The 24,385-nt window shown below is 73.1% G+C and carries 11 protein-coding genes; 1 reads left to right on the plus strand and 10 read right to left on the minus strand.

What is annotated here, in order from left to right; genetic code table 11:
• Positions 1-167: 167 nt before the first annotated feature.
• Together ABT118_RS28355 and ABT118_RS28360 are read right to left on the minus strand one after the other, a co-directional pair.
• A complete protein-coding gene (locus ABT118_RS28355; protein ID WP_350674999.1) occupies positions 168-1,613 on the minus strand; it encodes an MFS transporter in 1,446 nt (481 codons plus the stop codon).
• Positions 1,614-1,731: 118 nt separating this feature from the next.
• Positions 1,732-2,142, minus strand: a complete 411-nt coding sequence (locus ABT118_RS28360) for a DUF3291 domain-containing protein (protein ID WP_350675002.1) — start codon at positions 2,140-2,142, stop codon at positions 1,732-1,734.
• Between the two features lie 127 nt (positions 2,143-2,269).
• Between ABT118_RS28360 and ABT118_RS28365 the strand changes: the two genes are divergently transcribed.
• Positions 2,270-2,977 (plus strand): MerR family transcriptional regulator, encoded by a 708-nt coding sequence (locus tag ABT118_RS28365; RefSeq protein ID WP_350675003.1) that lies wholly within the window; start codon positions 2,270-2,272, stop codon positions 2,975-2,977.
• 7 nt (positions 2,978-2,984) lie between these two features.
• On the opposite strand, the gene ABT118_RS28370 is transcribed toward ABT118_RS28365, so the two are convergent.
• The 8 genes from ABT118_RS28370 to ABT118_RS28405 form a co-directional block, all read right to left on the minus strand.
• The gene (locus ABT118_RS28370; RefSeq protein WP_350675005.1) at positions 2,985-4,298 is read right to left on the minus strand and encodes an NAD(P)/FAD-dependent oxidoreductase; all 1,314 of its coding nucleotides are present in this window, start codon (positions 4,296-4,298) and stop codon (positions 2,985-2,987) included.
• A 20-nt stretch (positions 4,299-4,318) separates the two neighbouring features.
• Positions 4,319-5,023 (minus strand): 4'-phosphopantetheinyl transferase family protein, encoded by a 705-nt coding sequence (locus ABT118_RS28375; protein WP_350675006.1) that lies wholly within the window; start codon positions 5,021-5,023, stop codon positions 4,319-4,321.
• Positions 5,020-5,241, minus strand: a complete 222-nt coding sequence (locus tag ABT118_RS28380; protein WP_350675007.1) for a hypothetical protein — start codon at positions 5,239-5,241, stop codon at positions 5,020-5,022. The genes ABT118_RS28375 and ABT118_RS28380 overlap by 4 nt, the downstream gene beginning before the upstream one ends.
• Entirely contained in the window at positions 5,228-7,015 is a 1,788-nt protein-coding gene (locus ABT118_RS28385) for an acyl-CoA dehydrogenase family protein (RefSeq protein WP_350675009.1), read from the minus strand. Before ABT118_RS28385 ends, ABT118_RS28380 begins: the two co-directional genes overlap by 14 nt.
• Before the next feature lie 31 nt (positions 7,016-7,046).
• A complete protein-coding gene (locus ABT118_RS28390) occupies positions 7,047-8,663 on the minus strand; it encodes an acyl-CoA dehydrogenase family protein (RefSeq protein WP_350675010.1) in 1,617 nt (538 codons plus the stop codon).
• Complete coding sequence (locus ABT118_RS28395; RefSeq protein ID WP_350675011.1) at positions 8,660-10,270, minus strand: PfaD family polyunsaturated fatty acid/polyketide biosynthesis protein; 1,611 nt, start codon at positions 10,268-10,270, stop codon at positions 8,660-8,662. Before ABT118_RS28395 ends, ABT118_RS28390 begins: the two co-directional genes overlap by 4 nt.
• A 34-nt stretch (positions 10,271-10,304) precedes the next feature.
• The gene (locus tag ABT118_RS28400; RefSeq protein ID WP_350675012.1) at positions 10,305-17,486 is read right to left on the minus strand and encodes a beta-ketoacyl synthase N-terminal-like domain-containing protein; all 7,182 of its coding nucleotides are present in this window, start codon (positions 17,484-17,486) and stop codon (positions 10,305-10,307) included.
• A gap of 84 nt (positions 17,487-17,570) precedes the next feature.
• Positions 17,571-24,323: an SDR family NAD(P)-dependent oxidoreductase gene (locus tag ABT118_RS28405; RefSeq protein WP_350675014.1), complete on the minus strand. Its 6,753-nt coding sequence runs from the start codon at positions 24,321-24,323 to the stop codon at positions 17,571-17,573.
• Positions 24,324-24,385 lie beyond the last annotated feature (62 nt).

Here is a 24,385-nt window from a genome sequence, read left to right on the forward strand (position 1 = left end):
TACAGCGCCAGGCCGAAGGCCTGCCGCCCGGGCGCCTCGCGGTCGAGCGAGAGTCGGGCACCCCGGACGGCGGCGTACCGGGAGGGGTGGCACTGAGACCCCGGCGGACCGGCCGCCGCTGATCACCTGGCTCCTCCGGGCCCGCTCGGCGGGGGTGGTGCGGTGGCTCAGACCAGGGCCGGCGCGGGGGCGTCGGCGTCGGCCGGGGCCGGGTCGGGCTCGGCGGCGGGGCGGGGGTTGCGCGGGATGGCCAGGGCGCACAGGCCGCCCAGGACGACCACTGCCACGCCGACCCAGACCGCCGGGCGCAGGCCGTCCACGAACCCGGCCGGGCTGGCCATGTTGCCGTGGGCGGTGAAGACGCTGCTGAGCACCGCGATGCCGAGCGCACCGCCGATCTCGCGGACGGTAGTGTTGGCGCCGGAGGCCTTGCCCCGGTGCTGGGCGCCGACCGCGCCGAGGACCACGGCGGCGGTCGGGGCGATCGCGAAGCCCATGCCGGCACCGGCCACCAGCATCCCGCCGACCAGCTGCGAGTACGGGGTGTCGGCGGAGGCCACCAGGTCGATCCAGGCCAGGCCGGCCGCCTGCAGGAAGAGGCCGAGCGCCATCAGCCGGCCGCCGCCCACCTTGTCGGTGAGGGCACCGGCGATCGGGGCGATCACCATCGGCATCATGGTCCAGGACAGCGTCAGCACACCGGCGTGCAGCGGGGTGCGGGCCGGGGCGATCTGCAGATACTGGGTCAGGAAGAAGATCGAGCCGAAGACCCCGAAGTACATGGTGGCGGAGACGATGTTGGTCAGCGTGAAGGCGCGGATCCGGTAGAAGCCGAGCGGCAGCAGCGGGCTGGCGGCCCAGCGCTCCCAGAGCACGAAGGCGGCGAGCAGCACCACGGCGGCGGCGAAGGCGCCGACGATCCGGCCGTCGGTCCAGCCGTCCTCGCTGCCGTTGACGATGCCCCAGACCAGGGCGAGCAGCCCGGCGGTGGCCAGCACCATGCCGAGCAGGTCGAGCCTGGCCCGCTCGCCCCGGCTCTCCTTGACCACGAACAGCACCAGCGGGACGGCCACGATGCCGACCGGGATGTTGATCCAGAAGATCCAGCGCCAGTCCAGGCCCTCCACCACGGCGCCGCCGATCACCGGGCCGAGCGCGATCGCCAGGCCGCTGACGGCGGACCAGAGGCCGAGCGCCAGGCTGCGCATCTTCTCCGGCACGGCGTTCGAGAGCAGGGTGAGCGAGAGCGGCATGACGGCCGCCGCACCGAAGCCCTGGATCGCCCGGGCGGCGATCAACTGGCCACTGGTGTCGGCGAGTCCGCAGCCGATCGAGGAGAGGGTGAAGAGCACGATGCCGAGCGTGAAGACCTTGCGGTGGCCGAACCGGTCACCGAGCGCGGCCCCGGTCAGCAGCAGGCAGGCGAAGCTCAGCACGTAGGCGTTGACGAACCATTGCAGGTCCTGGGTGGTGGCCTTGAGGTCGACCGCGAGGGTGTGCAGCGCGGTCGAGACCACCAGGTTGTCCAGGGCCACCATGAACATCGGCAGGCTGCACACGACGATCGTCAGCCAGAGCGGGAACTTGCGCCCGGTGGGTGCGGAGGCGGACATGGCAGGGGTTCTCCCTATCGAGAGGTCAGCTGGGGTCGGGACTGCGATGCGGTACGGGTACGGTGGGTTCGGGTACGACAGGTGCGGCCGGCCCGGGGTGGCGGCCCCGGGGTGCGGGCTACTTCGCCGCGGCGTCCAGGCGCTGCTGCTCGGCGATCCGGTTCTTGGCGTCGGCCCAGTCGATCGGCAGCTGCTCGGCCGGGACCTCCCAGAAGACGAAGGTCGACACCTTCATCACCGAGCGCAGCGAGGTCATGATCGTGTGGTGCGGCTCGGTCTTGGCGTAGGTGTAGAGGGTCTTGCGGTCCTCCCAGGCCGAGAGGGTCCAGAAGGTGCGCTTGAGCGGCTGGGCGATCAGCGTGGCGCCCACCGCGCCGGGGGCGGTCTTCACCTGGCGCCAGGCGGCGAGCGACTTGAGGAAGAACTTCGGCACGTCCTTGAGCGAGCCGACCTCCAGCCGGGAGGCCATCACCAGGACCTGGGTGCCGGGCTGGGGGGCGTTCGGGGTGGTCCAGGGCAGGGTGGGCATGGTCTCGGCCTTTCGGTGGTACCGGTGCGGGAAGTCGGCACAGCGATGCCTCACACCCCGTTGGAGTGTGGCACTATCTATATTAGACAGTAGAGCTACCCAATTTTCCAGTGGAGAGCGGAGAAGGATGCGGATCTCGGAGCTGAGCCGGAGCAGTGGTGTCCCCGTGGCGACCATCAAGTACTACCTGCGGGAGGAGTTGCTGCCCGCCGGGGTGGCCACCTCCGCCACTCAGGCCGAGTACGACGAGCACCACCTGCGCCGGCTCCGGCTGGCCCGGGCGCTGATCACCGTGCGCGGACTGTCGGTCTCCACCACCCGCGAGGTGCTCCGGGCCCTGGACGAACACTCCACCGACACCCACCTGCTGTTCGGCCTGGCCCTCGGCGCCGTCCCCACCGAGGAGCCGGACTGCCCGTCGGACCAGCCCCAGGAACCCTCCCCCGCGGACCAGTTGATCTCCGCTCTGGGCTGGGAGATCAGCGAGAAGGCTCCTACCCGCGCCACCGTCACCGACACCCTCGCCACGCTGCGGGACCTGGGCCTGCCGGCCGACTGGCGGACCCTGCTCCCGTACGGCCGGCTGGCCGAGCGGACCGCCGAACTCGACCTGGCCCAACTGGAGGACGCAGCCGATCCGTTGGAGCGGGTCGAACGCGCCGTCCTGCTCACCATCCTGCTGGAGCCGGTCCTGATGGCGCTGCGCCGGATGGCCCAGGAGAACGCCTCCGCCAAGCGCTACCCCCGGCCCGAGGAGCCCGCCGACCAGCCCGCCGACCAGCCCGTCGAGCAGGCTGCCGGCGGGACTGCCGACGGGGCCGCCGAGCAGGACTGACGGCCGCTCAGCCCTCGCCGTCCAGCTCCCGCAGGAGCTGGGCGGCCGCCTCCGCGCCGGAGGAGAACGCGGCCTCGTGCGAGCCGATCTGGTCGTGGTAGAGCTGCTTGGAGTGGAAGTAGGAACCGGCCAGCTTCACCCGGGTCCCCTCGTTCACCTGGTAGATGGTCTGCTGCAGCCGGCGCAGGTCCAGGTCGATCACCGGGTGCGAGTAGCTCAGCTCCCGGATCACCAACTCCTCGCGCAGCGCCCGCGGGTAGTCCAGCGTGACGAAGTAGTCCTGCTCGGCCTCGAAGCCGTGCAGCCGGTTCATGTAGTACGCCACGTACGGGCGGGTGGCCCCGGCCACCGTCACCTTGCCGTAGTTCCAGTTGTCCCAGCGCTCGCGGTCGGCGGGCATCGCGCTGGCGTCGGTGTGCAGCACCGCGGTCGAGGAGTTGTAGCGGATCTTCGCCAGGGTGTGCTGCTGCACGTCGTCCGGGTTGGCCAGCAGTTCCCTGGCCTGGTCGCCGTGGGTGGCCAGGATCGCGTAGTCGAACCGCTCGGCCCCGTTGGCGGTGGCCACCGTGACGCCGTCCGGCTCCTGGCGCACCCCGGTGACCGGCTCGGCCAGCCGCAGCTTGGGATCGATCGCGGCGATCGCCTTCCGGACGTAGTTGATCGAACCGCCGCTGACGGTCTGCCAGTCCACCCGCTTGCCGCCCAGGCCGCCCTCGTCGTGGGCCATGAAGAAGGCGATCACGGTGGTGGCGGGCATCTCCCAGATCAGCTCGGCCGGCACCGACCAGACCGCGGTGCAGAGCAGGATCACGTAGCCGTACCGGAACTCCTGGCTGTAGCCGCCCCGGTCCAGGTACTCGCCCAGCGGCAGGTCGGTGCGCTTGCGGAAGAAGTCCTTGCGGCCCTCCTCGTGGAACCGGCGGGCCTCGCGCCAGATGGTGCGGAACTCCTCCGAGTAGCGGCTGTTGACCTCCTCCTCCGGCAGCGCCATCTCGGCGGTGCCGTACTGCAGGCCGCTGTCCAGGTCGAAGAAGTTGAAGCCGCCGAGGTGCTGCTTGGTCTCCACCCCCAGCTCGGCGAAGAACTTGGTCAGGTTCGGGTAGCTGGGCTGGTTGAAGACCACGAACGCGGTGTCGATGCCGAGGGTGCGGCCGTTCTCCTCCACCTCGATGGTGTTGGCGTGGCCGCCCGGCCGGTTGTCCTGCTCGAACAGGGTGAGCTCGGCCCGGTCCCGCAGCCGGTAGGCGGCGGAGAGGCCGGCCACACCGGCGCCGATCACGGCGACCCTGGGCTTGCGGGCGGGAGAGGTGCTGCTGGACATGGGGCTTCCTTTCGAAAGGGCTAGTTGACCCAGGTGCGGTGCAGGCGGCCCGCCGAGCCGTCCTCGACCGCGGTGGCGAGGACGAAACCCGGTGCGGGGTTGAGCAGTTCGAAGCGCCAGTGCGATGCGGTGCCGGTCGGCAGGGTCGGATCGGTGAGCCGGATCGGCGAGCGCCACGGGGCGGACAGCGCGAAGCCGTCCAGCTCCCGCCGCAGGCCGGTGCCGAGGGCCTTGAGGTAGGCCTCCTTCACCACCCAGTACGCGGCCACTCCGGCCGCCAACCCGCCAGTCAGGGTGCCGAGTTCGGTCCGCTCCGCCGGGGCGAACCAGCGCGGCAGGTGGGTCACCGCGTCCGGCCGGGCCGGGGTGCGCTCGACGTCCACGCCGCAGGACCGGCCCTCGGTGACCAGGCAGGCGACCAGGCCGTCGGTGTGCGAGAGGTTGAACCGCAGGCTGTGGCCGTCCGGTTCGGGCTCCGGGCGGCCGGCCGTGCCGGTGCGGAACCGCCACTCCCCCGGCGCCCGCCCGTCCCGGTCGCTCAGCGCGTACCGGGAGAGCAGCCGGGCCCCGAGGAACCGGCGCCGGGCCCCCTCGGTGCGCTGACGGGCCATCCGGTCCCGTTCGGCCCGGGTCAGCAGCGCGTCCCCGCCGTACCGCTCGGCGAACCGGTCCACGGTCGGCTCCGGCAGCAGGTACAGGTGGGCGTCCGGCGCGGCCCCGGTCACGGCCTGGCCCGGTAGGGGACGGCCGGGCGCTGCTCCGGCGGGGCGGCGTTCAGGGCGTCCAGGCCGAGCAGGTGCTTGAGCCACTCGTCCATCGACTGCCGGAACCCGTTCCGGCAGGCCTGGCAGACCTTCAGGGTGTGGTCCAGCCTGTCCTTGGCGACCCGCCGCTGGCAGCCGTGGCAGACGGCGGTCCCGGACGGGGTGTCAGCTCTGGACATGGACGGCTCCGGTCCGTTCGGCGAGCGGGAACTGCCAGTAGGAGAACAGCCGGTTCTCCCGGTGCAGGTGCCGCAGCACCCGCATCACCTCGTCCACCACCGCCGCGTCGGTGAGCGCCTCGTGCGGGCTGAACAGCCGGGCCAGCCGCTCCAGTTGGAGCAGCAGCAGGGCGCCGCTGGGCAGCGGGTCGTCCAGCGCGGCGTGCGAGTGCACGAAGGTGTGCAGACAGGCGGCGGCCGCGTGCAGGGTGCTGTACTGCTTGGCCAGGTCGAAGAGTTCGGCCGACTGGCCGTACTCCCGGCCCAGGCCGGCCCGCAGCTCGGCGGCCTGCCGGTGGATCTCCCCGGCCCGGGCGAACAGGCCCTCCGCCGCCCCGACCGCCCGGTTCAGCCAGCCCTGCTCCTCGCCCTTGGCCTCGGCGGCCAGCTCGCGCAGCCGGTCCAGCGTGGCGGGTGCCGCCAGCACGGCGTCGTCCTTGCCCCGGCTGAACAGCTCCTGGTCCCACGGGCGGTAGAGCGGCAGCTCCCGGTCGATGCCGTACAGCTGCGGCACCCGCTGCTCGGCGGCGGCCCGGGCGCCGGCGTCCTGGGCGGCGGTGCCGAGCAGGCCGTCCAGCTGGAGCGCGATGTTCTTCAGGTTCACCACGGTGTTGCCGTCGGCGAAGATCGCCACCAGCAGGTCGCGGAGCATCTTCTGGTAGATGCCGTAGTGCGGGTGGGCCCGGAGGTAGAGCCTGGCCCCGAGGACGATGTTCAGCTGGGCCATCGAGCGCTCCAGCAGGGTCGGCACGAAGTACTTCGCCACCGAGGACCAGACGCTGGTCTGCTCGGGCACCAGCTGGAGGCTGCGCACCGCGCCCAGGCTGACCGCGTCGGCGATCATCAGATCGGCGAACACCTCGGTCAACTGCCGCCGGGAGTAGGGGATGTCGCTGACCTTCTTGCCGAAGATCTCGCGCTGCTCGGTGAAGTCCAGGGTCACCCGCAGCGCGGTGTCCACCGCTGCCAGCGCCATCGAGCCGATCGTGGTGCGGGCCACCTGGGCGCTCTTCAGCGCGATCTCCAGGCCCTGGCCCTGGTGGCCAAGCCGGGCCTCGTCCGGGACGAAGACGCCGTCCAGCCGGATGCCGCTCATGTCCAGTGCGCGCAGGCCGTGCAGCCGCTCGTTGGGCAGCTCCTCGACCGCGCCGGCCGGGGTGTTGCGCTTCTCCACCAGGAAGATGGAGTACCCGGCCGGGCCGCCCTTGGGGTCGGTGCGGGCGAAGACGCTCACCCCGTCGGCCACGGTGGCGTTGCCGATCAGCCACTTCTCGCCGGTCAGCAGGTAGCCGCCGTCCACCTTCTCGGCCCGCATCTCGTTGCCGAGCACATCGCTGCCGTGGTGCCGCTCGGACAGGCCCCAGGCCAGCTTGCTGCCCTGCTTCATCCGGTCCACCACGTACTGCTTCTGCTCGTCCGTGCCCGCGATCCAGGCCGGCATGAAGCTGAGGCTGGTGAGCATCAGGGCGGTGGCCGAGGTGGGGTCGCGCCGCGCGATCAGGCGCAGCAGGTTGAAGCCGACCTCCACGTCACCGGCCTTGCCGCCCTGGGCTCTGGGGATCACGTACTCGTGCACGCCCCAGCGTTGGAGCAGGTTGACGAAGGCGTAGGGGAACTCCTCCCGTTCGTCGTGGTCGAGGATCTGGTCGAAGGGCATCAGGCTGGTCGGGTCGTGCGGGTCGCCGAGATGCGCTTCGAGCCGCGCGGCGAGCTCGGTCAGGTCTGCCTTCGGCACGGTGGTTCTCTCTCCTGTGAGGCTTGCGGGGTCACGCCAGTCGGACGGGGACGGCGGAGAACAGGCGCTTGGCCGCGTGCAGTTCGCGGGTGATCGCCAGTGCGGGCAGCAACGGGGCGGCCGCCCGGCGGGGCGAGCTGCCGTCGGCGCGGGCCAGCAGGTAGCCGAGCACCGCCTCCAGCCAGTCGCTGCGGCCGAGCAGTTCGTCGTCCGGGTTGGCGGCGTGCAGGTGCAGGCAGGCCGCCGCGGCGTGCAGCCAGGCGAACCGTTCGGCCAGGTCGACCAGGTCGTTGCCCTTCGGGTCGGCCGCCGCCACCTGCGCCGGCAGTACGGCCAGTGCGGCCCGGAGCCGGTCGGCGCCGGCCGAGGCGGTGGCGGGCACGCCCGCGGTCACCAGGTCCCGGCCGCGGGCGTTCAGGTCCAGCCGGGCCGGGTCGTACGGCGGCAGCTCGGCGGTCAGGTCGAACACCGTCCTGGCCGCCGCCGGGTCGGCCACCGCCCGGACCAGTGCCGGGAGTTGGCCGGCGAACGAGCGCAGGTTGGCGACCGTGCTGGTGTCCACCACCCGGACCAGGGCGGCATCGCGCTGGAGCTTCTGGAACAGGCCGCCGCCCGGGCCCTCGGTGCGCAGCACCGAGCGGGTGGCGAGCACGGTGCCGCAGCGCAGCATCAGGTCCTCCACCGCCTCGGCCACCACGTGCTTGGCCGCGCAGCCCCAGACGCTGAACGCCTCGGGGGCGGCGTGGATGCCCCGGGCCGCCGCCAGGGCGACCGCGTCGGCGGCCAGCAGGGCCGCCGAGGCGACCGCCAACTCCCGCTGCGGGTAAGGCGAGTCGAGCAGGGCGGCGCGGCCGATCCGGCGCTCGGCGGCGAAGTCCAGGGTCAGCCGGAGGGCGGTGTCGGCGCAGCCCAGGCTGCCCGCGGTGCTCATCAGGCGGACCACCTGCTGCGCCTTCACGGCCGTCTCCAGCGCCTCCCCCTCCCGGCCGACCAGGGCCGCCGCCGGCACCGGGTGCCGGTCGAAGCGCAGGTGCGCGAAGTCGATCCCGCGCATCCCGCCGGTCGGCACCTGGGCGCCGCGGTCCACCCGGTCGTCCAGGTCGACCAGCACGGCGGAGAACGCGGCGGGGCCGCGCTCCCCCGTCCTGGCCACCAGGTAGGCGGCCTCGCTGCGGTGGCCGAGGCCGACCATCCACTTGGTGCCGTCCAGCTCCCAGCCGTGCTCCGCCGGGGTGAGCCGGGCGGTGTTGGCGAGCAGGTCGCTGCCGTGCTCGGCCTCCGACATCGCGAACGCGACCGAGCCGCCCCGGCGCAGGATCGCGGCCACCCGCTCCTGCTGGGCGGCCGAGCCGTGCAGCTGGACGCAGGTCGCGGCGGTGATGCTGAACATCGTGCCGGGCATGACGTTCAGGTCGCGCCGGGCGGCGGTCCGCACCAGGGTCAGGCTGTGGTCGAAGGAGCTGAAGGTGCCGCCGAGTTCGGCCGGCAGGTAGTTGAGGTGGAAGTCCCGCTTGCGCAGGACGGCGCACAACTCCTCGGGGAACTCGTCGCGTTCGTCCCGGCCGACGGCCGCCGCGTACCCGAAGGGGTTCGCGGCGTCCGTCGGGTCGCCGAGCTCGCGGTCGAGCTCTTCTGCGGCGGTGTTCACAGCGGCACCGGCCGGTAGTCGGCCGCCGAGGCGGGGATCCGGACGCCCGAGGTGCGCAGCTGGGCCACCCGGGTGTGGAACGCGGCGCCGCGCATCAGGTGGTGCGCGACGTCCGCGACCCGCCGGTTGCCGGGGGTCTTCAGGTAACTGGCCGTCACCCAGTCGTTGAAGCTGCCCATCGCCGGGCCGCACCAGATCTGGTAGTCCAGCGTGCGGTCCGGGTCGCCGACGGTGGACCAGCGCGAGGACATCCCCAGGTACCAGCGGAAGACCAGCGCCATCCGCCGCTTCGGGTTGCCCTCGGCCCGGGCCAGCTGCTCGGGGTCGCGGCGGCTGAAGTAGCCGACGCAGTCCTGCCAGACCTGGTCCAGCGGCCGCCGGAAGATCTGCGTCTCCAGCCGGACCCGCTCCTCGGTGGGCAGCGACTCCAGGCCGTCGTACGCCTGGTAGAGCTCGTACAGCCGCTTGGCCCGCATCGGGAAGAGGGTGCCCTTCTTGAGCACCTGGAGCTCGACCCCCATCTCGAACATGTCGGCGGCCGGTGCCATCTCGCAGTCCGCGATCCCGGCCTCGGCCAGCAGCGACTTGGCCGCCTTGGAGGCGCCGGACTCCACGCAGGACTGGTTGACCGAGCCGGTCACCACGTACGCGGCGCCCATCGCGAAGGCCGCCGCGACCGCGACCGGGGTGCCCAGGCCGCCCGCCGCGCCGACCCGGATCTGGGCCGGGTAGCGGTGCTCGCGCTGCACGGTGTCGCGCAGCCGCAGGATGCTGGGCAGCAGCGCGGGCAGCGGCCGGCGGTCGGTGTGGCCGCCGGAGTCGGCCTCCACGGTGATGTCGTCGGCCATCGGGACGTACTTGGCCAACTCGGCCTGCTCCGAGGTGATCAGACGCTGCGCCAGCAGCGAGCTGACCATCGCGGCCGGGGCCGGGCGCATGAAGCGCTCGGCGGTCTCGGTCCGGGAGATCTTGGCGATCAGGCGGTGCTCGGCGAGCACCCGCCCGTCCGGGCCGGGCCGCAGCCCGGCCAGGCGCCAGCGGACCACGTGCGGGGTGAGCGCCATGAAGGCGGACGCCTCCACGCAGCGCACCCCGTAGCGCAGGAACAGCTCGACCGCCTCGCGCTCCAGCCGCTCCTCGCTCGGGCTGTGGATCAGGTTGACGGCGTAGGGCAGGCCGGGGATCTCGGTGGCGAAGCGGGTGAGCGCGGCCTCGATCGTCTCGGGCAGCAGCCCGGCCGCGCCGAAGGAGGCCAGGAAGCCCTCCTTGGCCAGCGCGATCACCAGGTCGGCGGAGGCGATGCCGCCCGCCATCGCGCCGGCCAGGTAGGGGTGCCGGACGCCGTGGGCGGCCCGGAACTCGGCCGAGCCGAGCCGCTGGGTGGGCAGCGCCGCGACGGCGGCCAGCAGCGGCAGCCCGGCCCCGCCGCCGGAGCGGGTGCCGCCGGCGGCGGCCCGGCCCTCGGCGACGGCGCCGATGCCCTCGGGGGTGCGGACGATGAAGCAGGGGCGGTCCAGTTCGGCGAGCGCCTGGTAGATGCCCGGCGCGTCGGTGGCGGGGTAGCTCTCCCCGTACCAGCGCAGTGGGGTGGATTCCAAGGTGTCCATGGGTGGGGTGTCTCTCCTCGGGCGGGTGCGGGGATCAGGCTTGGGTGCGGATCTCGATGGCCACGTCGGTCAGTTCGTAGATGCGCAGGCCCGGCTTCCACAGGTCCGCGTCGGCGATCACCACCACCCGTCCGGGCTCACGGCGGATCTCCTTCACATGCACGTCGAAGCTCAACTCACGGTCGTGCCGCAGGATCTGGCCCCGGTACTTCCAGCTGGTCTCGACCTCGGTGGCGAGTCCGAACCTCGGCTGCTCGATCCCCTCGGCCAGGCCCTGCTCCAGCGCGAACAGCCGCAGTGCCTGGAGCACCGCCTCCACCCCCAGCGAGCCCGGCATCACCGGGTCGCGGTGGAAGTGGCAGTCGAAGTACCACTCGTCGGGCCGCACCTCGCGGTACCCGTGCAGGTAGCCCGCCCCGTGCCGGCCGCCGTCGGCGACCAGGTCGACCCGGTCCACCAGGGCGAAGTGCTGCCCGGGCAGGCGCAGGCTGCCGCCGTTGGGGTCGGTGAACGCCGGTGCGTCCGCCGGGAGTTCGATCCTCCGTACCCGCTCGGCGGCGGGCTTCTCCTGCTCGATCCAGGGCGCGACGAAGGTGCCCGAGTCCAGTCCGGCCTGGTTGGCCAGCGCCGCGTCGCTGAAGTAGCCGAACAGCGACTCGCCGGTGTAGAACACCTCGCCGTCGGCGGAGAGTTCGTAGCTGAAGTTCTGCAGCACCGCGCCCGACATGGCGCTGGTCATCAGCAGCTTGGAGTGGTGCCTGATGGTCTTGCCGCGCAGGTCCAGGTCCTTGACCAGGGTGGCCCGCCCGTCCAGGTTGCGGATCGCGTACTGCTCCTCGGGCCGCTTCAGGGTGGCGCCCAGGTAGTAGCCGAGCAGGATGGCGGCCTGCAGCGAGCTCTCCATGTACACCGCGTTGGGCATGTGCGGGTGCGAGTTGTGGGTGTAGTACCAGGCGTCGGCCGGCGAGTCGTACTCGGTCACCATCTCGGAGCCCGGGTTGAGATCGCCCCGGGTGCCCTTGAGCGACATGATCCGGTCGACGAACTGGAAGTCCCCGTTGGGGATGTAGGGCGCCCGGCTGTCGGCGTAGACGTCGAACTCGGGGCCCATCGCGGTGCCCAGGTCGCCCTTGGCGGCGTGCGCCAGGTGCAGCTCGTTGATCATCGCGGGCTCGCCGTCGCGGTTGCGGCGGCCCAGGAACTCCGGCACGCCGCCCACGCCGGGACGGTACGGGGTGCCCTCCTTCTCCCGGATCTGGATGCCGAAGTTGTGCATCCGGATCACCGGCTTGTCACCGAGGTAGACCAGCACGTCGGCGATCACCGAGGGGCGCGGGAGCAGGGTCAGCTCCATCACCTCGATCTCGTACCGGATCTCCGAGTGCTGCGGCGTGATCTGGCCGCGCACCTGGACCTCGGTCTGGAGGCCGATGATGGTCTGGAAGCGCGCGTCCGGCAGCACCAGGTGCATGCCCTGGTGGAGCAGGTACGACTGCAGCGCCTGCACCGCACCCTCGGCCACCATCGAGCCCGCCAGCACCGGGTCGTCCGGGAAGTGGCACTCGAAGTACCAGGCGTTGGGCTCCAGTTGCTTGCGGGCGGTGATCAGGCCGAGGCCGCGCGGGCCGCCGGTGCGGTCGATGGTCAGCTCGTCGATCATGCGGAGCTTCGCCACCGGCAGCCGCAGCGCCGGGTTCAGCCCGGCGTCCTGGGCGTGGTGCGGGCCGAAGACGTCACCGGGACGGCCCTGGGCCAGCAGCTCCAGGTCGGCGGCGGTCAGGTGGTTGCGGTCAGTGTCGGCGAGCGGCTTGAACCAGCCCTTGGTGAGCGCCGCCCGGGCCGCCTTCTGCTTCTCGGTGGTCACCACGCCGAGCGGGGTGTCCAGCTCGGCCTGGCTGAAGAAGCCGGCCGAGGCGTCCTTGAGTTCGAGGATCAGCTCGCCGTCGGCGTAGCAGAGGTAGGAGAAGAAGAACAGCGTGGTCTCGCCCTGGGTGACGAAGCGGTTGATCGAGATGTCGTACCGCAGGGTCTGCCCGGCCTTCGGCAGGTCGCCGTGGAAGACCAGGGTGGAGTCCAGCAGGCGGTAGACCCGCTGGCCCTTGTTCCGGAAGTCGATGCCCAGGTAGCTGATCAGCAGCAGGTCGCACTGGCCGGCCTCGATCGCCACGGCCGGCGGCACCCCGCCGTCGACGGTGTACCAGGCGTCCTCGGGCACGTCGTACTCGGTCCGGATGAAGGACGGCTGGTAGACGCCGGTCTCCGCCTTCAGGTCGGTGACCCGGGTGACGAAGTGGTACGGCGGGGCGGGCAGGCGGACCCGCTTGCCGTAGCCGTCGATCTCGGCGAACTCGGCGCCGAAGACCTTGGCCAGGCTGCCGGTGGCGAACTCCAGCAGATCGGCCTGGTCCCAGATCACCCCGTCGGGGCGGGGCGCCGCGGGCAGCTCGGGGACGGCCGCCTGGACCGAGAAGCTGATCGGCTCGGGCGCCGGGAGCTGCGGCAGGCCGGGGTCGGCCGGGGCGGCCGCCTCGGCGAGCAGCGCCTCGGTCCGGGACAGGGTGGACTCCTGCAGCACCCGCTGGGTCTCCATCACCACCGAGTGGGTGGCCAGCAGTTGCTCGCGCAGCTCGCGGACCAGCTCGGTGGCGGCGGAGCCGCCCGACGGGGCCGGACGCTCCGGGGTGACGACCGCGGGACGGAGCGCGGCCGCGGGCTCCGGCTCGGCCCAGGGCAGGAAGGAGATCGGCTCGCCGTCGAAGGCGATGACCTCGGGATCGGCGACTGACGGGTCGACAGGCATCGGGGCGTGGCCCTCCAGCGGGACGGGACCGACTGGTCCGGACGGGGAAGACGGGGCGGGGCCGGACGGCACCCGCACCGGGGCGGCCGGGACCGGGACCGCGGGCAGCGCGGCGGCGGGCAGCGGAGCCGGGACGGGTGCGCCACCGGCCATGGCGGGCACCTTGGCCCGGCTCAGCACCGGGGCCGCGGCAGCCGCGACGGCGGCCGGGATGGCCGGCCCGCCGCCGACCGGGAAGCGCAGCCGCTTGCGGGCCGGGGCGGGCAGCGCACCGAGCAGCGCGGTCAGGTCCAGCGGCACGCCGTGCGCCAGCAGCCGGGCGGCCAGCTGGGCCACCGACTTGGCGGCCGGTACGCCGCGCCGGTCGACCGAGACCGCCACGTGGGCGTCCTGGCCGAGCGACTCGCGCACCCAGCGGGTGCAGGTGGAGCTGGGGCCGACCTCGATGAAGTACCGGAAGCCCTGGTCGTAGGCGGTCCTGGTGAGCCGGGGGAAGTCGATGGTGCTGCGCAGGGTGTGCGCGATCCGCTCCGCCACGGTCTCCCGGGACAGCCCGGCCACCGTGCCGTAGTCGTACGCGCTGAACAGCTCCAGGTCACCGGGCGAGCCGACCGGGTGGTCGTTCAGCTCGGCCAGTCCGGCGAGTTCGCCGTCCACCACCTCGCAGTGCATCACCGAGTTGACCGGCGAGCGGGCCGACGGGCAGCCCAACTCGGCGATCAGGGCCCGGCACTGGTCCGGCGCCCCGGCGATCACCACCTCGGTCGGGGTGTTCACATGGGTCAGGAAAAGCCGGTCGTACCGGCTCAGCGCCTCCCGCACCGCGTCGGCGTCGGCGAGCAGGACGAAGCTCGCCCAGACCGCCGAATCCGGTGTCTCCTCCGGCAGTTGCCAGAGTTCCCGGACGGTCCGCCGGGCCCCGGCCAGCCGGTCCTTGAACAGCGGGGTGGCACTGATCCGGTCGTCCCGGCGGGCCTCGCGCTGCCAGCCGCCGGTGGCGAACAGCATGCTGCTCTCCCCCAGGCTGTAGCCGAAGGCACCGTGCGCCCGCACCCCCAGCAGCTCGCGGACCAGGTCGGTGTAGAGGATCGCGAAGCTGGTCCCGGTGGCGAGCATGAACGGCAGGTCGCCGCCCAGCCGCTCCTCCAGGGCCATCAACTCCCGCTTGCCGAAAGCGCTCTGGCCGCGCGGGTGGAGCAGGGCCGAGCGGAACGCCCGGTCCGGCTGCTCCGCCTCGGCCTCGAACCGGGTGAGCAGTCCGGGGAAGGCCCGGAACAGGTCCCGGCCCAGGCCAGGGTAGGAGTTGAAGGCGCCCGGGTAGACCAGCGCGACCTTCCCGTCCGGGCCGATCGGCTGCGCCGTGGCGTAGCTGCCGGCCGGGGTGGCCCACTCCTCGCCGCGCTCCAGCACACCCGGCAGGTCGCGGGCGGCGGCCTCCAGCTGGCCGCGCAGGCCGGTCGCGTCGTTGGCCACCAGCACCGCCCTGGCGGTCTGCGCCGCCGTCAACTGCCCGGCTGCGGCGACCGCGAGGGCGTACGGGTCAGCCCCGTCCGCGAGCAGGCCGAGCTGCCGGTCGACCTCGGCCAGCAGGCCCCGGTGGTCGGCGGCGCCCAGCGCGAGCAGCACCGGGCCGCCGGCCCGCCGCCAGTCCCGCTCGGTGACCGCGCCCCGGGTCCGGGCGGCGGAGAGCACCAGGTGCCCGTGCGCCCCGCCGGCGCCGAGGAAGCTGACCGCCGCGTGCCGGCGGGCCGTGCGATCGGCCCGCAGCCACGGCCGCGAGGTCTCCGGCACGTAGAAGCCGCCCGCCGCGAAGCGCTCGGCGTGCTCCTCGGCCGGCCGCTGCCAGCCGGGGACGCCGGGCAGGTAGCCGTGGTGCAGGGCGAGCACCGCGCGCAGCAGGCCCGCCATGGTGGCGGCGCCCTGGGTGTCGCCGAGCTGCGCCTTGGCGCTGCCGAGCGCGAGCTCGGCCCGCCCGGCGGGGTAGACCGCGGCCAGCGCGGTCAGTTCGGCCGCGTCCAGGACCGCGGTGCCGCCCGCGTGCGCCTCCAGGTAGCCGACCTGGTCGGGGGTGATCCCGGCCAGCTCCAGCGCCTGCCGGGCGGTTGCGGCCAGCAGCTCCGGGTCCGCCTCCGGCAGGATGCCGTCGACGGGTACGGCGTGCCGGACCACCGAGGCGTCCAGTCGCGCGTACACCGGCCGGTCGCCACCGGGACGGGTGACCACCACCGCTCCCGCGCCCTCGCCGATCCGCCAGCCCTGGCTGCCCGCACCGAAGCTGAGCCCGGCGCCGGCCACCGGGGCGGTGCCCCGCAGCAGCAGACCGTCCGGCGAACCGGCCAGGTCCACCGCGCCGACCAGCACGGCCTCGATCTCCGGGTCGAGCAGCAGCAGCCGGGCGATGTCGAGTGCCTCGGCGGTGCCCGCGCCATCGGAGGAGACGGTGAAGGAGGGGCCGGTCAGGTTCCACAGCGAGGAGATCCGGCTGGCCATGATGTTGCCGATGTAGCTGAGCACCTCGTTGGCCACGATCGGCTGGTGCACGCCGTCCCTGGCCGCCTGCGCCAGCTGCTCGACCTGGTCCTCCGTCAGGTCGAGGCCGGCCGCCCGGTACGCCTCACGCAGGCGCCCGGCCAGGCCGTGCCGGGCCAGGTGCAGATGGGCGCTCGGCTCGATCTCCATCGAGACCAGCACCGCGACCCGGCGCGGGTCCGGTACGGACTGCCCGGCGGGGGCGGTGCGGCTGAACCCGGCGTCGGTCAGCGCCTCGTCGGCGACCTTGGCCATCAGCGCGTGCTGGAGGTTGTAGTTGCGCAGGTCGGCGGGCGGGATGCGGTAGTCGGCCGGGTCGATCGCGACCTGGTCGACGAAGCCGCCCTCCGGCAGCCCCGCCTGGCCGAGCCCGGCCTCGGCCAGGGCGCCTTCAGTGCTGGACTCCAGTCCGCGCCAGCGGAGTTCGGGCAGCGGACGGAAGGCGTCGCCGCCGTTGTGCAGGGCCTGCTCGAACGCGTCCACCGACTCCAGCGAGCCGAAGTGCGCGCCCAGGCCGACGATGTCCAGCACCGGAGCCTCGACCGGGGCGGTCGCGGCCGTCTGGTCCGCCGAACCCGACAGCACCACATGCGCGTTGGTGCCGCCGAAGCCGAACGCGGAGACCGCCGCCCGGCGCGGCCCGGCGTGCTCCGGCCAGGCGGTGCGCTCGCGCACCAGCGAGCCGCCGATGGCGTCGTTCACCGGCTGGGAGACACCGATGGTGGGCGGGAGTTCGCCGTGCTGCATGGCCAGGATGACCTTCAGCAGGCTGCTCAGTCCGGCCACCGTCAGCAGGTGGCCGATGTTGCCCTTGACCGAGCCGAGCAGTGGCACCCGGCCCTGCTCACCGAACCAGCGGGCCACCGAGTCCGCCTCGGTGGTGTCGCCGATCGGGGTGCCGGTGGCGTGGCACTCCAGGTAATCGACCTCGCCCGGGGCGACCCCGGCCTCGGCGTAGGCGAGCTGGTAACTGCGGTGCTGACCGGCGGCGTTGGGCACCAGCAGGTGCCGTCCGGCGCCGTCGTTGGAGAGGCCGATGCCGTCGATCACGGCGTGGATCCGGTCGCCGTCGCGCTGGGCGTCGGCGAGCCGCTTGACCGCGACCATGCCCGCGCCCTGACCGGTCAGGATGCCGGCCGACGCGGCGTCGAAGGGCTGGCTGAAGCCGTTCTCGGGGTAGGCGTGCAGGTCGGAGAAGGAGAGGTGGATCAGGGTCGGGTCCGGTGCACAGACCCCGCCCGCCAGCACCAGGTCGGCCTGGCCGGAGGCGAGTTGGTCACAGGCCAGCTTGAGCGCGTAGAGCGCGGAGGAGCAGGCGGCGTCCAGCGCGAAGCGCGGACCGCCGAGGCCGAGCGCGGCACCGGCCACCCGGGCCGGGGCGCCGCTGACCCGGGCGTCCTCCGGCTCGGCGGCCGGCATCGCGGGGGCGGCCAGGCCGTCCAGGCCGGCCCGGCGCAGGCCGTCCAGCACCGCCTGGTCCACCAGCGGCAGGCTGAGCCGGGCCGAACCGGGGGTGGGGAAGGAGTAGTTCCCGAGGATCAGGCCGGTCCTGGCCAGCACCTCGGCGCGGTCGGCGTAGCCGCTGTCCCGCAGCGCCTCCCTGGCCACGTGCAGCGACCAGTGGAAGACCCGGTCCAGCCGGGCCAGCCGGTCGGCGTCCAGCAGGTAGCCGCTGGGGTCGAAGTCGAAACCGGTGACGAAACCGCCCTTGCTGCAGTAGATCCGGTGCGCCGCGTCCTCGTCGCGCGGATCGGCGGCCGGGCCGAAGACCTCGGTCCCGCCCTCCCGCCGGCTGTCGACGCCGCCGCTCAGGTTCTGCCAGAACTCCTCGGGCGTCCCGGCCCCGGGGAAGAGGCAGGACAGGCCGACGATGGCGTACTTGCTCACGTTGTGGTCCTTCCGGAGCTTGTCGGCCGGGTCCGGCCGGCCACCGTGAGGTGGCCGGCCGGACCGGGCCGGTGGCGAGTACGCCTAGTTGGAGACGAACTTGGCGGCCAGCTGCGGCGTGGAGACCAGGCTCACCCCGCTCAGGCGGGCCAGCACCCTGCCCCCGGGGGCGCAGGCGGTGACGGTGAGGCTGGCCGTGCTGCCGTTGCTGGAGACCGGCTCCACCACGATCAGGAACGGCTCGCCGTCCGGCAGCGCCTGGTGCAGCTCGGCGCGGGCCACCGACAGCGGCAGGCTGGCGGTGGAGCGGTACAGCTTCATCCAGACCAGACCGGCCTGCAGCAGCAGGTCCGCCGTGCCGGGGCCGTACAGGCTGCCGCCGAACGCGCCGTTGCCGGGGCGGTGTTCGGGCAGCGAGGCCTCCAGCACCAGCCGCGACTCCTGCTCCACGAGCACCCGGCGCAGACCGCGCAGCGACTCGCCGTGGAACAGCGTCCCGTCGGTGTAGAAGCCGCCCGCGTCCCGGCCCTGGCCGAGCGCCGGGAGTCCGGCCACGCTCGGACGGTTGGTCTCGGTCGCCGGGTCGGCGCCGAGCACCACCCCGGCCGCGTAGTGCGGGCGGACGGTGCCGTCGGCGGCGACCGAACGGATCGTCACCTCGGTGGTGGCGCCGTCGCCGGCCGGGGCGGTGGTGAGCTGGAAGCTGCCCTGCTCACTGCCGTCGAACAGCAGGCCCTTGTGGACCGCGAAGTCGCGGACCTGACGGACCGTCCCCCCGCTGAGGCGCTCGACCGCGCCGACCGCCCAGCCGAGGGCGAGCGCGGCCGGCAGCACCGGCACCCCGCCGATCACGTGGTCGGCCACGATCGGGTCGGCGGCCAGCACGTCCAGCCGCCGCTCCAGCACGGTCGCGGCCGGGACGGCGCTCTCCCGGACCGAGAGCGGGGTCGTCGGGCCGAGCACCGTCACCACGTCGTTGCCGCGCTCCGGCGCGAACTGACCGGTGAACAGGGCGGTTCCGGTGGACTCGGGGATCAGCGTGATGCCGCGCTCCTGGAACACCGCCTTGATCTGCGGCGAGACCATCCCGCTGTCCCAGGCACCCCAGTTGAGGGCGGTGACCCGGGCCTGCGGGTGCTTGCGCTTCCAGCCGGCCGCCCAGGCGTTCAGCACCTCGTTGGCCATCGCGTAGTCGGACTGGCCCCGGTTGCCGAAGAACCCGGCCACCGAGGTGAACAGCAGCACGTGCCGCAGCCCGTCGGCGGGCAGCGCGTCCAGCACCGAGCGCAGCCCGGCCAGCTTCGGCGCGAACACCCGCTCGATCTCGGACGCCTTCTTGGCGCTGATCAGCTGGTCCGCCAGTACCCCGGCGCCGTGCACCACACCGGTGACCTGCCCGGCGTACGGGGCCAGCGCGGCAGCGGTCGCAGCGGCGTCGGTGATGTCCACCGCGACGTACTCGACCCGGCTGCCGGCTGCGGCGACCTCGGCCAGCGTGCGCCGGATCTCCCGCTCGCCGATCACGGACTGGAACAGCTGCTCGACCCGCTTCGGGGTCGGCTTCTCCCCCGCCGTCTTCAGCTGCTCGACCGCGGCGGCCTTCAACTCGGCCGTGCCGCTGACTCCGTGGGCCCAGGCCGGCTCGTCGCCGAGCGCGGTGCGGCCCAGCAGCAGGAAGCCGGGACGGTGTGCGGTGGCCAGGTCGACCACGCAGCGGGCGGTGATGCCGCGGGCCCCGCCGGTGACCACGATCAGGTCCTCGGTGGTGAGCGCGGCGACCTCGGCGGCCGGGGCGGCCGGGCCGCTCTGCTCGGTCAGGCTGAGGGCGACCCGACGGGTGCCGTCGTGGCCGACCTGGACCGGCTCGGTGGCGGCGTCCCAGAGCTCGTCCAGGACCAGCGCGGCGGCGGTGGCGGCGGACAGGCCCGGCGCCAGGTCGACCGCGCGGCAGAACAGTTCGGGTGCCTCGACCGCGAGGGTCTTCACCAGGCCGCCGAAGCCGCCGGAGGGCGCGAGCGCCTCGTCGACACCGTGCAGGCCGAAGCCGCCGTCCAGCCGGGTGACGGTCGCGAAGGCCGCCCGGCCGGTCCCGGCGGAGCGAGTCAGCGGCTCGACCAGGTGCTTGGCGGTGAGCAGCGCGTGCGACAGCCGGCGGACGCCGTCCGCCCAGTCGCTGTCCTGCCGGGTCGAGAAGGTCAGCGCCAGGCTGACCGGAGCCAACTGCTCCACCTTCTCGGCCAGTTCGGTGACGCCCCAGCCGGAGAGGCCGAAGTCGGCGACGCCCGCGAGCTGCCGGGTCACCCCGGGCAGCCGGAGCACCTGGACCTGCCAGCCGGTCGCGGTCAGCCGCTCGGCCACCAGCGGGGTCAGCTCGCCGCCGTCGTCCACCAGCAGCGCACCGGCACCGGCCGGGTACGCCGCCACCAGGCGGTCGGGGAGCGGGAGTTCGACCAGCGTCGCCTGCGCCCGGCCGAGCCGGCCGGGGGCCACCGGGGCAGCGGCGACCGGGGCGGCGGGTGCCGGAGCAACGGCCTCGGCCACCGGCTCCGGTGCCGACTGCGACGCAGGTGCAGTGGTACCGGACATGAAGTCGACGATCTGACCCAGCGTACGGAGCTCACCGAGCTGCTCCGGGCCCACGTGCACGTCACTCGGGAACTGCTCCGACAGCACACCCAGAATCTCGACCCGCTTGATCGAGTCGATCCCCAAGTCCGCCTCGACATCCATGCCCAGGTCGAGCATCTCCGCCGGGTAGCCGGTCTTGGCAGCAACCACCGCCAGCAGCGCAGCCGCCACGTCACCCGCCGACGGACCAGCCGGCGCCGGGGCAGCAGCAGGCGCCGCAGCGGACATGAAGTCCACGATCTGGCCGAGGGTGCGCAGCTCACCGAGCTGCTCCGGGCCTACGTGCACGTCACTCGGGAACTGCTCCGACAGCACACCCAGAATCTCGACCCGCTTGATCGAGTCGATCCCCAAGTCCGCCTCGACATCCATACCCAGGTCGAGCATCTCCGCCGGGTAGCCAGTCTTGGCAGCAACCACCGCCAGCAGCGCAGCCGCCACGTCACCCGCCGACGGACCAGCCGGCGCCGGGGCAGCAGCAGGCGCCGCAGCGGACATGAAGTCCACGATCTGACCCAGCGTCCGCAGCTCACCGAGCTGCTCCGGACCCACGTGCACATCACTCGGGAACTGCTCCGACAGCACACCCAGAATCTCGACCCGCTTGATCGAGTCGATCCCCAGATCCGCCTCGACATCCATGCCCAACTCGAGCATCTCCGCCGGGTAACCGGTCTTCGCCGACACCACCGCCAGCAGCGCAGCCGCCACATCACCCGCCGACGGGCCAACCGGCGCAGCCGGAGCAGGGGCCACCACCGGGGCGGCGACGGGAGCCAGTGCAACGGGGGCCGGTGCGACCGGAGCGGGCGGCAGTGCCGCCACCACCGGAGCCGGGGCTATCACGGGAACCGGCGCCGGGGCCACGACGGCCACGGGGGCGGCGACTACCGGCGCAACGACAGCCACTGCCGGGGCCGGGGTGACCGGCGCCGGAGCCGTGCCGCCGAGCTCCAGCGCGGCCAGGTCCCGGAGGATCTCGTTGGCCCGCAGGTGGGTCCGGCCGATCGCCAGGCCGTGCTCCTTGACCGCCGTGACACCGCCCAGCACCTCGGGCAGACGCCCCTGGTCGGCGGCGTTCTCCAGCAGTCCGGCCAGCCGCTCGGCGCTCTGCAGCTGTCCGTTCAGGTAGTCGTCGTGCAGGGCGAGGTGATCGGTGATCAGCTCGGACAGCCGGTCGGGCTGACGATCGTGGTCCACGGGTTCGGTCTCCTGGACGACGGCGGCCGCGGAGGCCGGTACGGGTACGGGTGCGGGTACTTCGACGGGTACTTCCACCGTGACCGGCACCTGGACCTGGACCTCGACGGTCGGCAGGGTGACCCGGTAGCCGTGGTCGATCGCCTCCCGGTACGCGGCCCGCCGGTGCTCGGGGACGTGGTTGATGCCGTTCAGCGGGACGGTCATGCCCTTCACCGGCGCGACCGGCTCCGGCACCGAGACGTAGGGGTCGGCCACCGACAGCGGCAGCCCGAGCACCACGAGTTGGGCCACCGCGCGCTTGAGCGCAATGTCGGCGTCCGCGCCGGGCCCGGCGTCGAGCTGGACCGCGACGTGCGGCCGGTCGCTGAGGATGCGGCGGACCAGCTGGGTCAGCACCCCCTTGGGCCCGAATTCCACGAAGGTCCGGAAGCCGCCCGCGTACATCTCCTCCACCCGGTCGGCGAAGTGCACCGGGTTGACCAGCTGCTCGGCCAGCACCCGGCGGTTGGCGGCCTGGTCGGCGCCGTAGACCGCGCCGGGGGTGTTGGCGTACACCGGGCCGTGCGGCTCGCGGATCTCGACCCGCTCGACACTCGCCCGGAAGGCCTCCACCGCGTGCGCCACGTACGGGGTGTGGAAGGCCGCCGAGACCGGCAGCCGGCTGGCCCGGACGCCCGCGGCCTTTGCGGCCGCGACCAGCCGCTCGACCTCCTCGGTGCCGCCGCCGACCACGATCTGGTCGGCCGCGTTGCGGTTGCAGACCGTCAACCCGGGGTGTGCACGCAGCAGTTCGGCGATCTGCTGGTCCGTCGCGCTCAGCGCGGCCATCGCCCCCGGGTCGAACCCGGCCTCGGCCGGCGGCGCCATCGCGGCGCCCCGGGCCCGGGCCAGCTCGAAGAAGGCGTCGTCGTCCAGCGCACCGGCGGCCCAGAGCGCGGTCAACTCGCCGAAGCTGTGGCCGAGGTGGCCCTCGGCCGCGAAGCCCAGCTCGCTCAGGTAGCGGAACTGGCCGGCCGCCAGCGCACCGATCGCGGGCTGCGCGTACTCGGTGCGACGCAGCGCGTCCTCCTGCCCGGCCTTGACCGCCGGGTCGAAGACGGGTGCCGGGAAGGCCACCCGGGACAGCGGCTCGGCGCCCGCGAAGCGCCGGTTGGCGGCGTCGAAGGCGGCCCGCAGCGGCGGGACGGCGAGCACGGCCCGGTGCCCCGGGTTGACGTACTGGCTGCCCTGGCCGGCGAAGAGGGCGCCGACCTTGCCGCTCTCGCCCGCACGGGCCCGGAAGTACACGCCCTTGGGGTGGGCCCACTGCTCGGCGGTCGGCTTGGCGGCCAGCTCGGCGGCGGCCAGTGCGGTCAGCTCGGCCAGTTCGGCCTCGTTCCTGGCCACCAGGGCCACCCGCGGGTGGCCGGCCGGGGCCTGCGCCTCCATCGCCGGGCCGGTCAGCGCGGTGGCGAGCTCCTGCACGGTCGGCGCGTGCCACTGGTGCACCCGGGCGACCGGGAAGACCACCTTGAGGTCGTCCCCGTCGCCGTACTCCTCCAGCACGAAGTGGAAGTTGGTGCCGCCGAAGCCGAACGAGGAGATCGCCGCCCGGCGGTGCTCCCGCTCGGGGTCGCGGATCCACGGGCGGCTCTCGGTGTTGACGTAGAACGGGCTGTTGGCGAAGTCGATCGCCGGGTTGGGCTCGTCCACGTTGATGGTCGGCGGCAGCACCTTGTGGTGCAGCGCCATCGAGAGCTTGATCAGCCCGGCCGCACCGGCCGCCGCCTTGGTGTGCCCGATCTGGGACTTGACGCTGCCGACCGCCGCGTACTGCTTGGACTCGGTGGACTCGGAGACCACGGCCGCCAGCGCGGACAGCTCGGTGGCGTCGCCGACGGCGGTGCCGGTGCCGTGCGCCTCGAACAGCTCGACGCTCTCCGGCGAGCAGTCGGCGTCCTCGTAGGCCCGGCGCAGGGCCACGATCTGGCCCTCCTTGCGGGGCGCGTAGATCGACTTGAACCGGCCGTCGCTGGACGAGCCCATGCCCCGGATCACGGCGTAGATCTCGTTGCCGTCCCGCTCGGCGTCGGCCAGCCGGCGCAGCGCCAGCATGCCGATGCCCTCGCCGATCAGGGTGCCGTCGGCCTCCTTGTCGAACGGCCGGATCCGGCCGGCCTTGGAGAACGCCGGGGTCTTGGAGAAGCACAGGTACATGAAGATGGTGTTCTCGGCGTCGCAACCGCCGGCCAGCATGGTGTCCGCGCGCCCCTCCAGCAGTTCACTGACGGCGGTCTTCACGGCGGCGAGCGAGCTGGCACAGGCGGCGTCGATGGTCATGTTGGTGCCACCGAGGTCGAGCCGGTTGGCGATCCGCCCGGCCACCACGTTGCCCAGCATGCCGGGGAAGGAGTTCTCCTCCCACGGCGCGAACGCCAGCTTGAACTTCTCGGCGATCTCCTCGGCGTCCCGCTCGGACAGGCCGACGCTGCGCGCGACCTCCTTGAGCACCGGGGTCTGCAGCCGGGCCGAGAGCGGCTGGGTGAGCTGGTTGGCGCCGGTGATGCCGAGCACCACACCGGTCCGCGAGGCGTCGTACCAGGGCTGTTCGGCCCCGGCGTGCTTGAGCAGGTCGCGGGCGACCACCAGGCTGAGCAGCTGGAGGACGTCGGTGACCTCCAGGGTGGTCGGCGGCAGGCCGAACTCCATCGGGTTGAAGTCCACGGTGGGGATGAACCCGCCGTGCCGGGAGTACGTCTTGTCCGGGGCGCTCGGGTCCGGGTCGTAGTGCTCGTCCAGGTCCCAGTGGGTGGACGGCACGCCTTCGATGCAGTCCTGGGCCTCCACCACGTTGCCCCAGAACTCCCGCAGGTCACGGGACTTGGGGTAGAGGGCGGAGAGGCCGACGATCGCGATCGGGTCGCGGGCGAGTCGGCGGTCCAGGTCGCGTTCGCCGGGTCTGCCGGCGGAACCGGGTTCTGTACCGGGTGAGTTGTTCGAGGAGTGCGCTGGCTGCGAAGAGTTCACGGCGGGCTCTCTTGGTCTCGGTGGCCGGGTCGTCCCGTCCGAGCAGGGTCCAACAGGGGTAT

It is taken from the genome of Kitasatospora sp. NPDC002040 (assembly GCF_040296785.1).
Lineage (GTDB): Bacteria > Actinomycetota > Actinomycetes > Streptomycetales > Streptomycetaceae > Kitasatospora.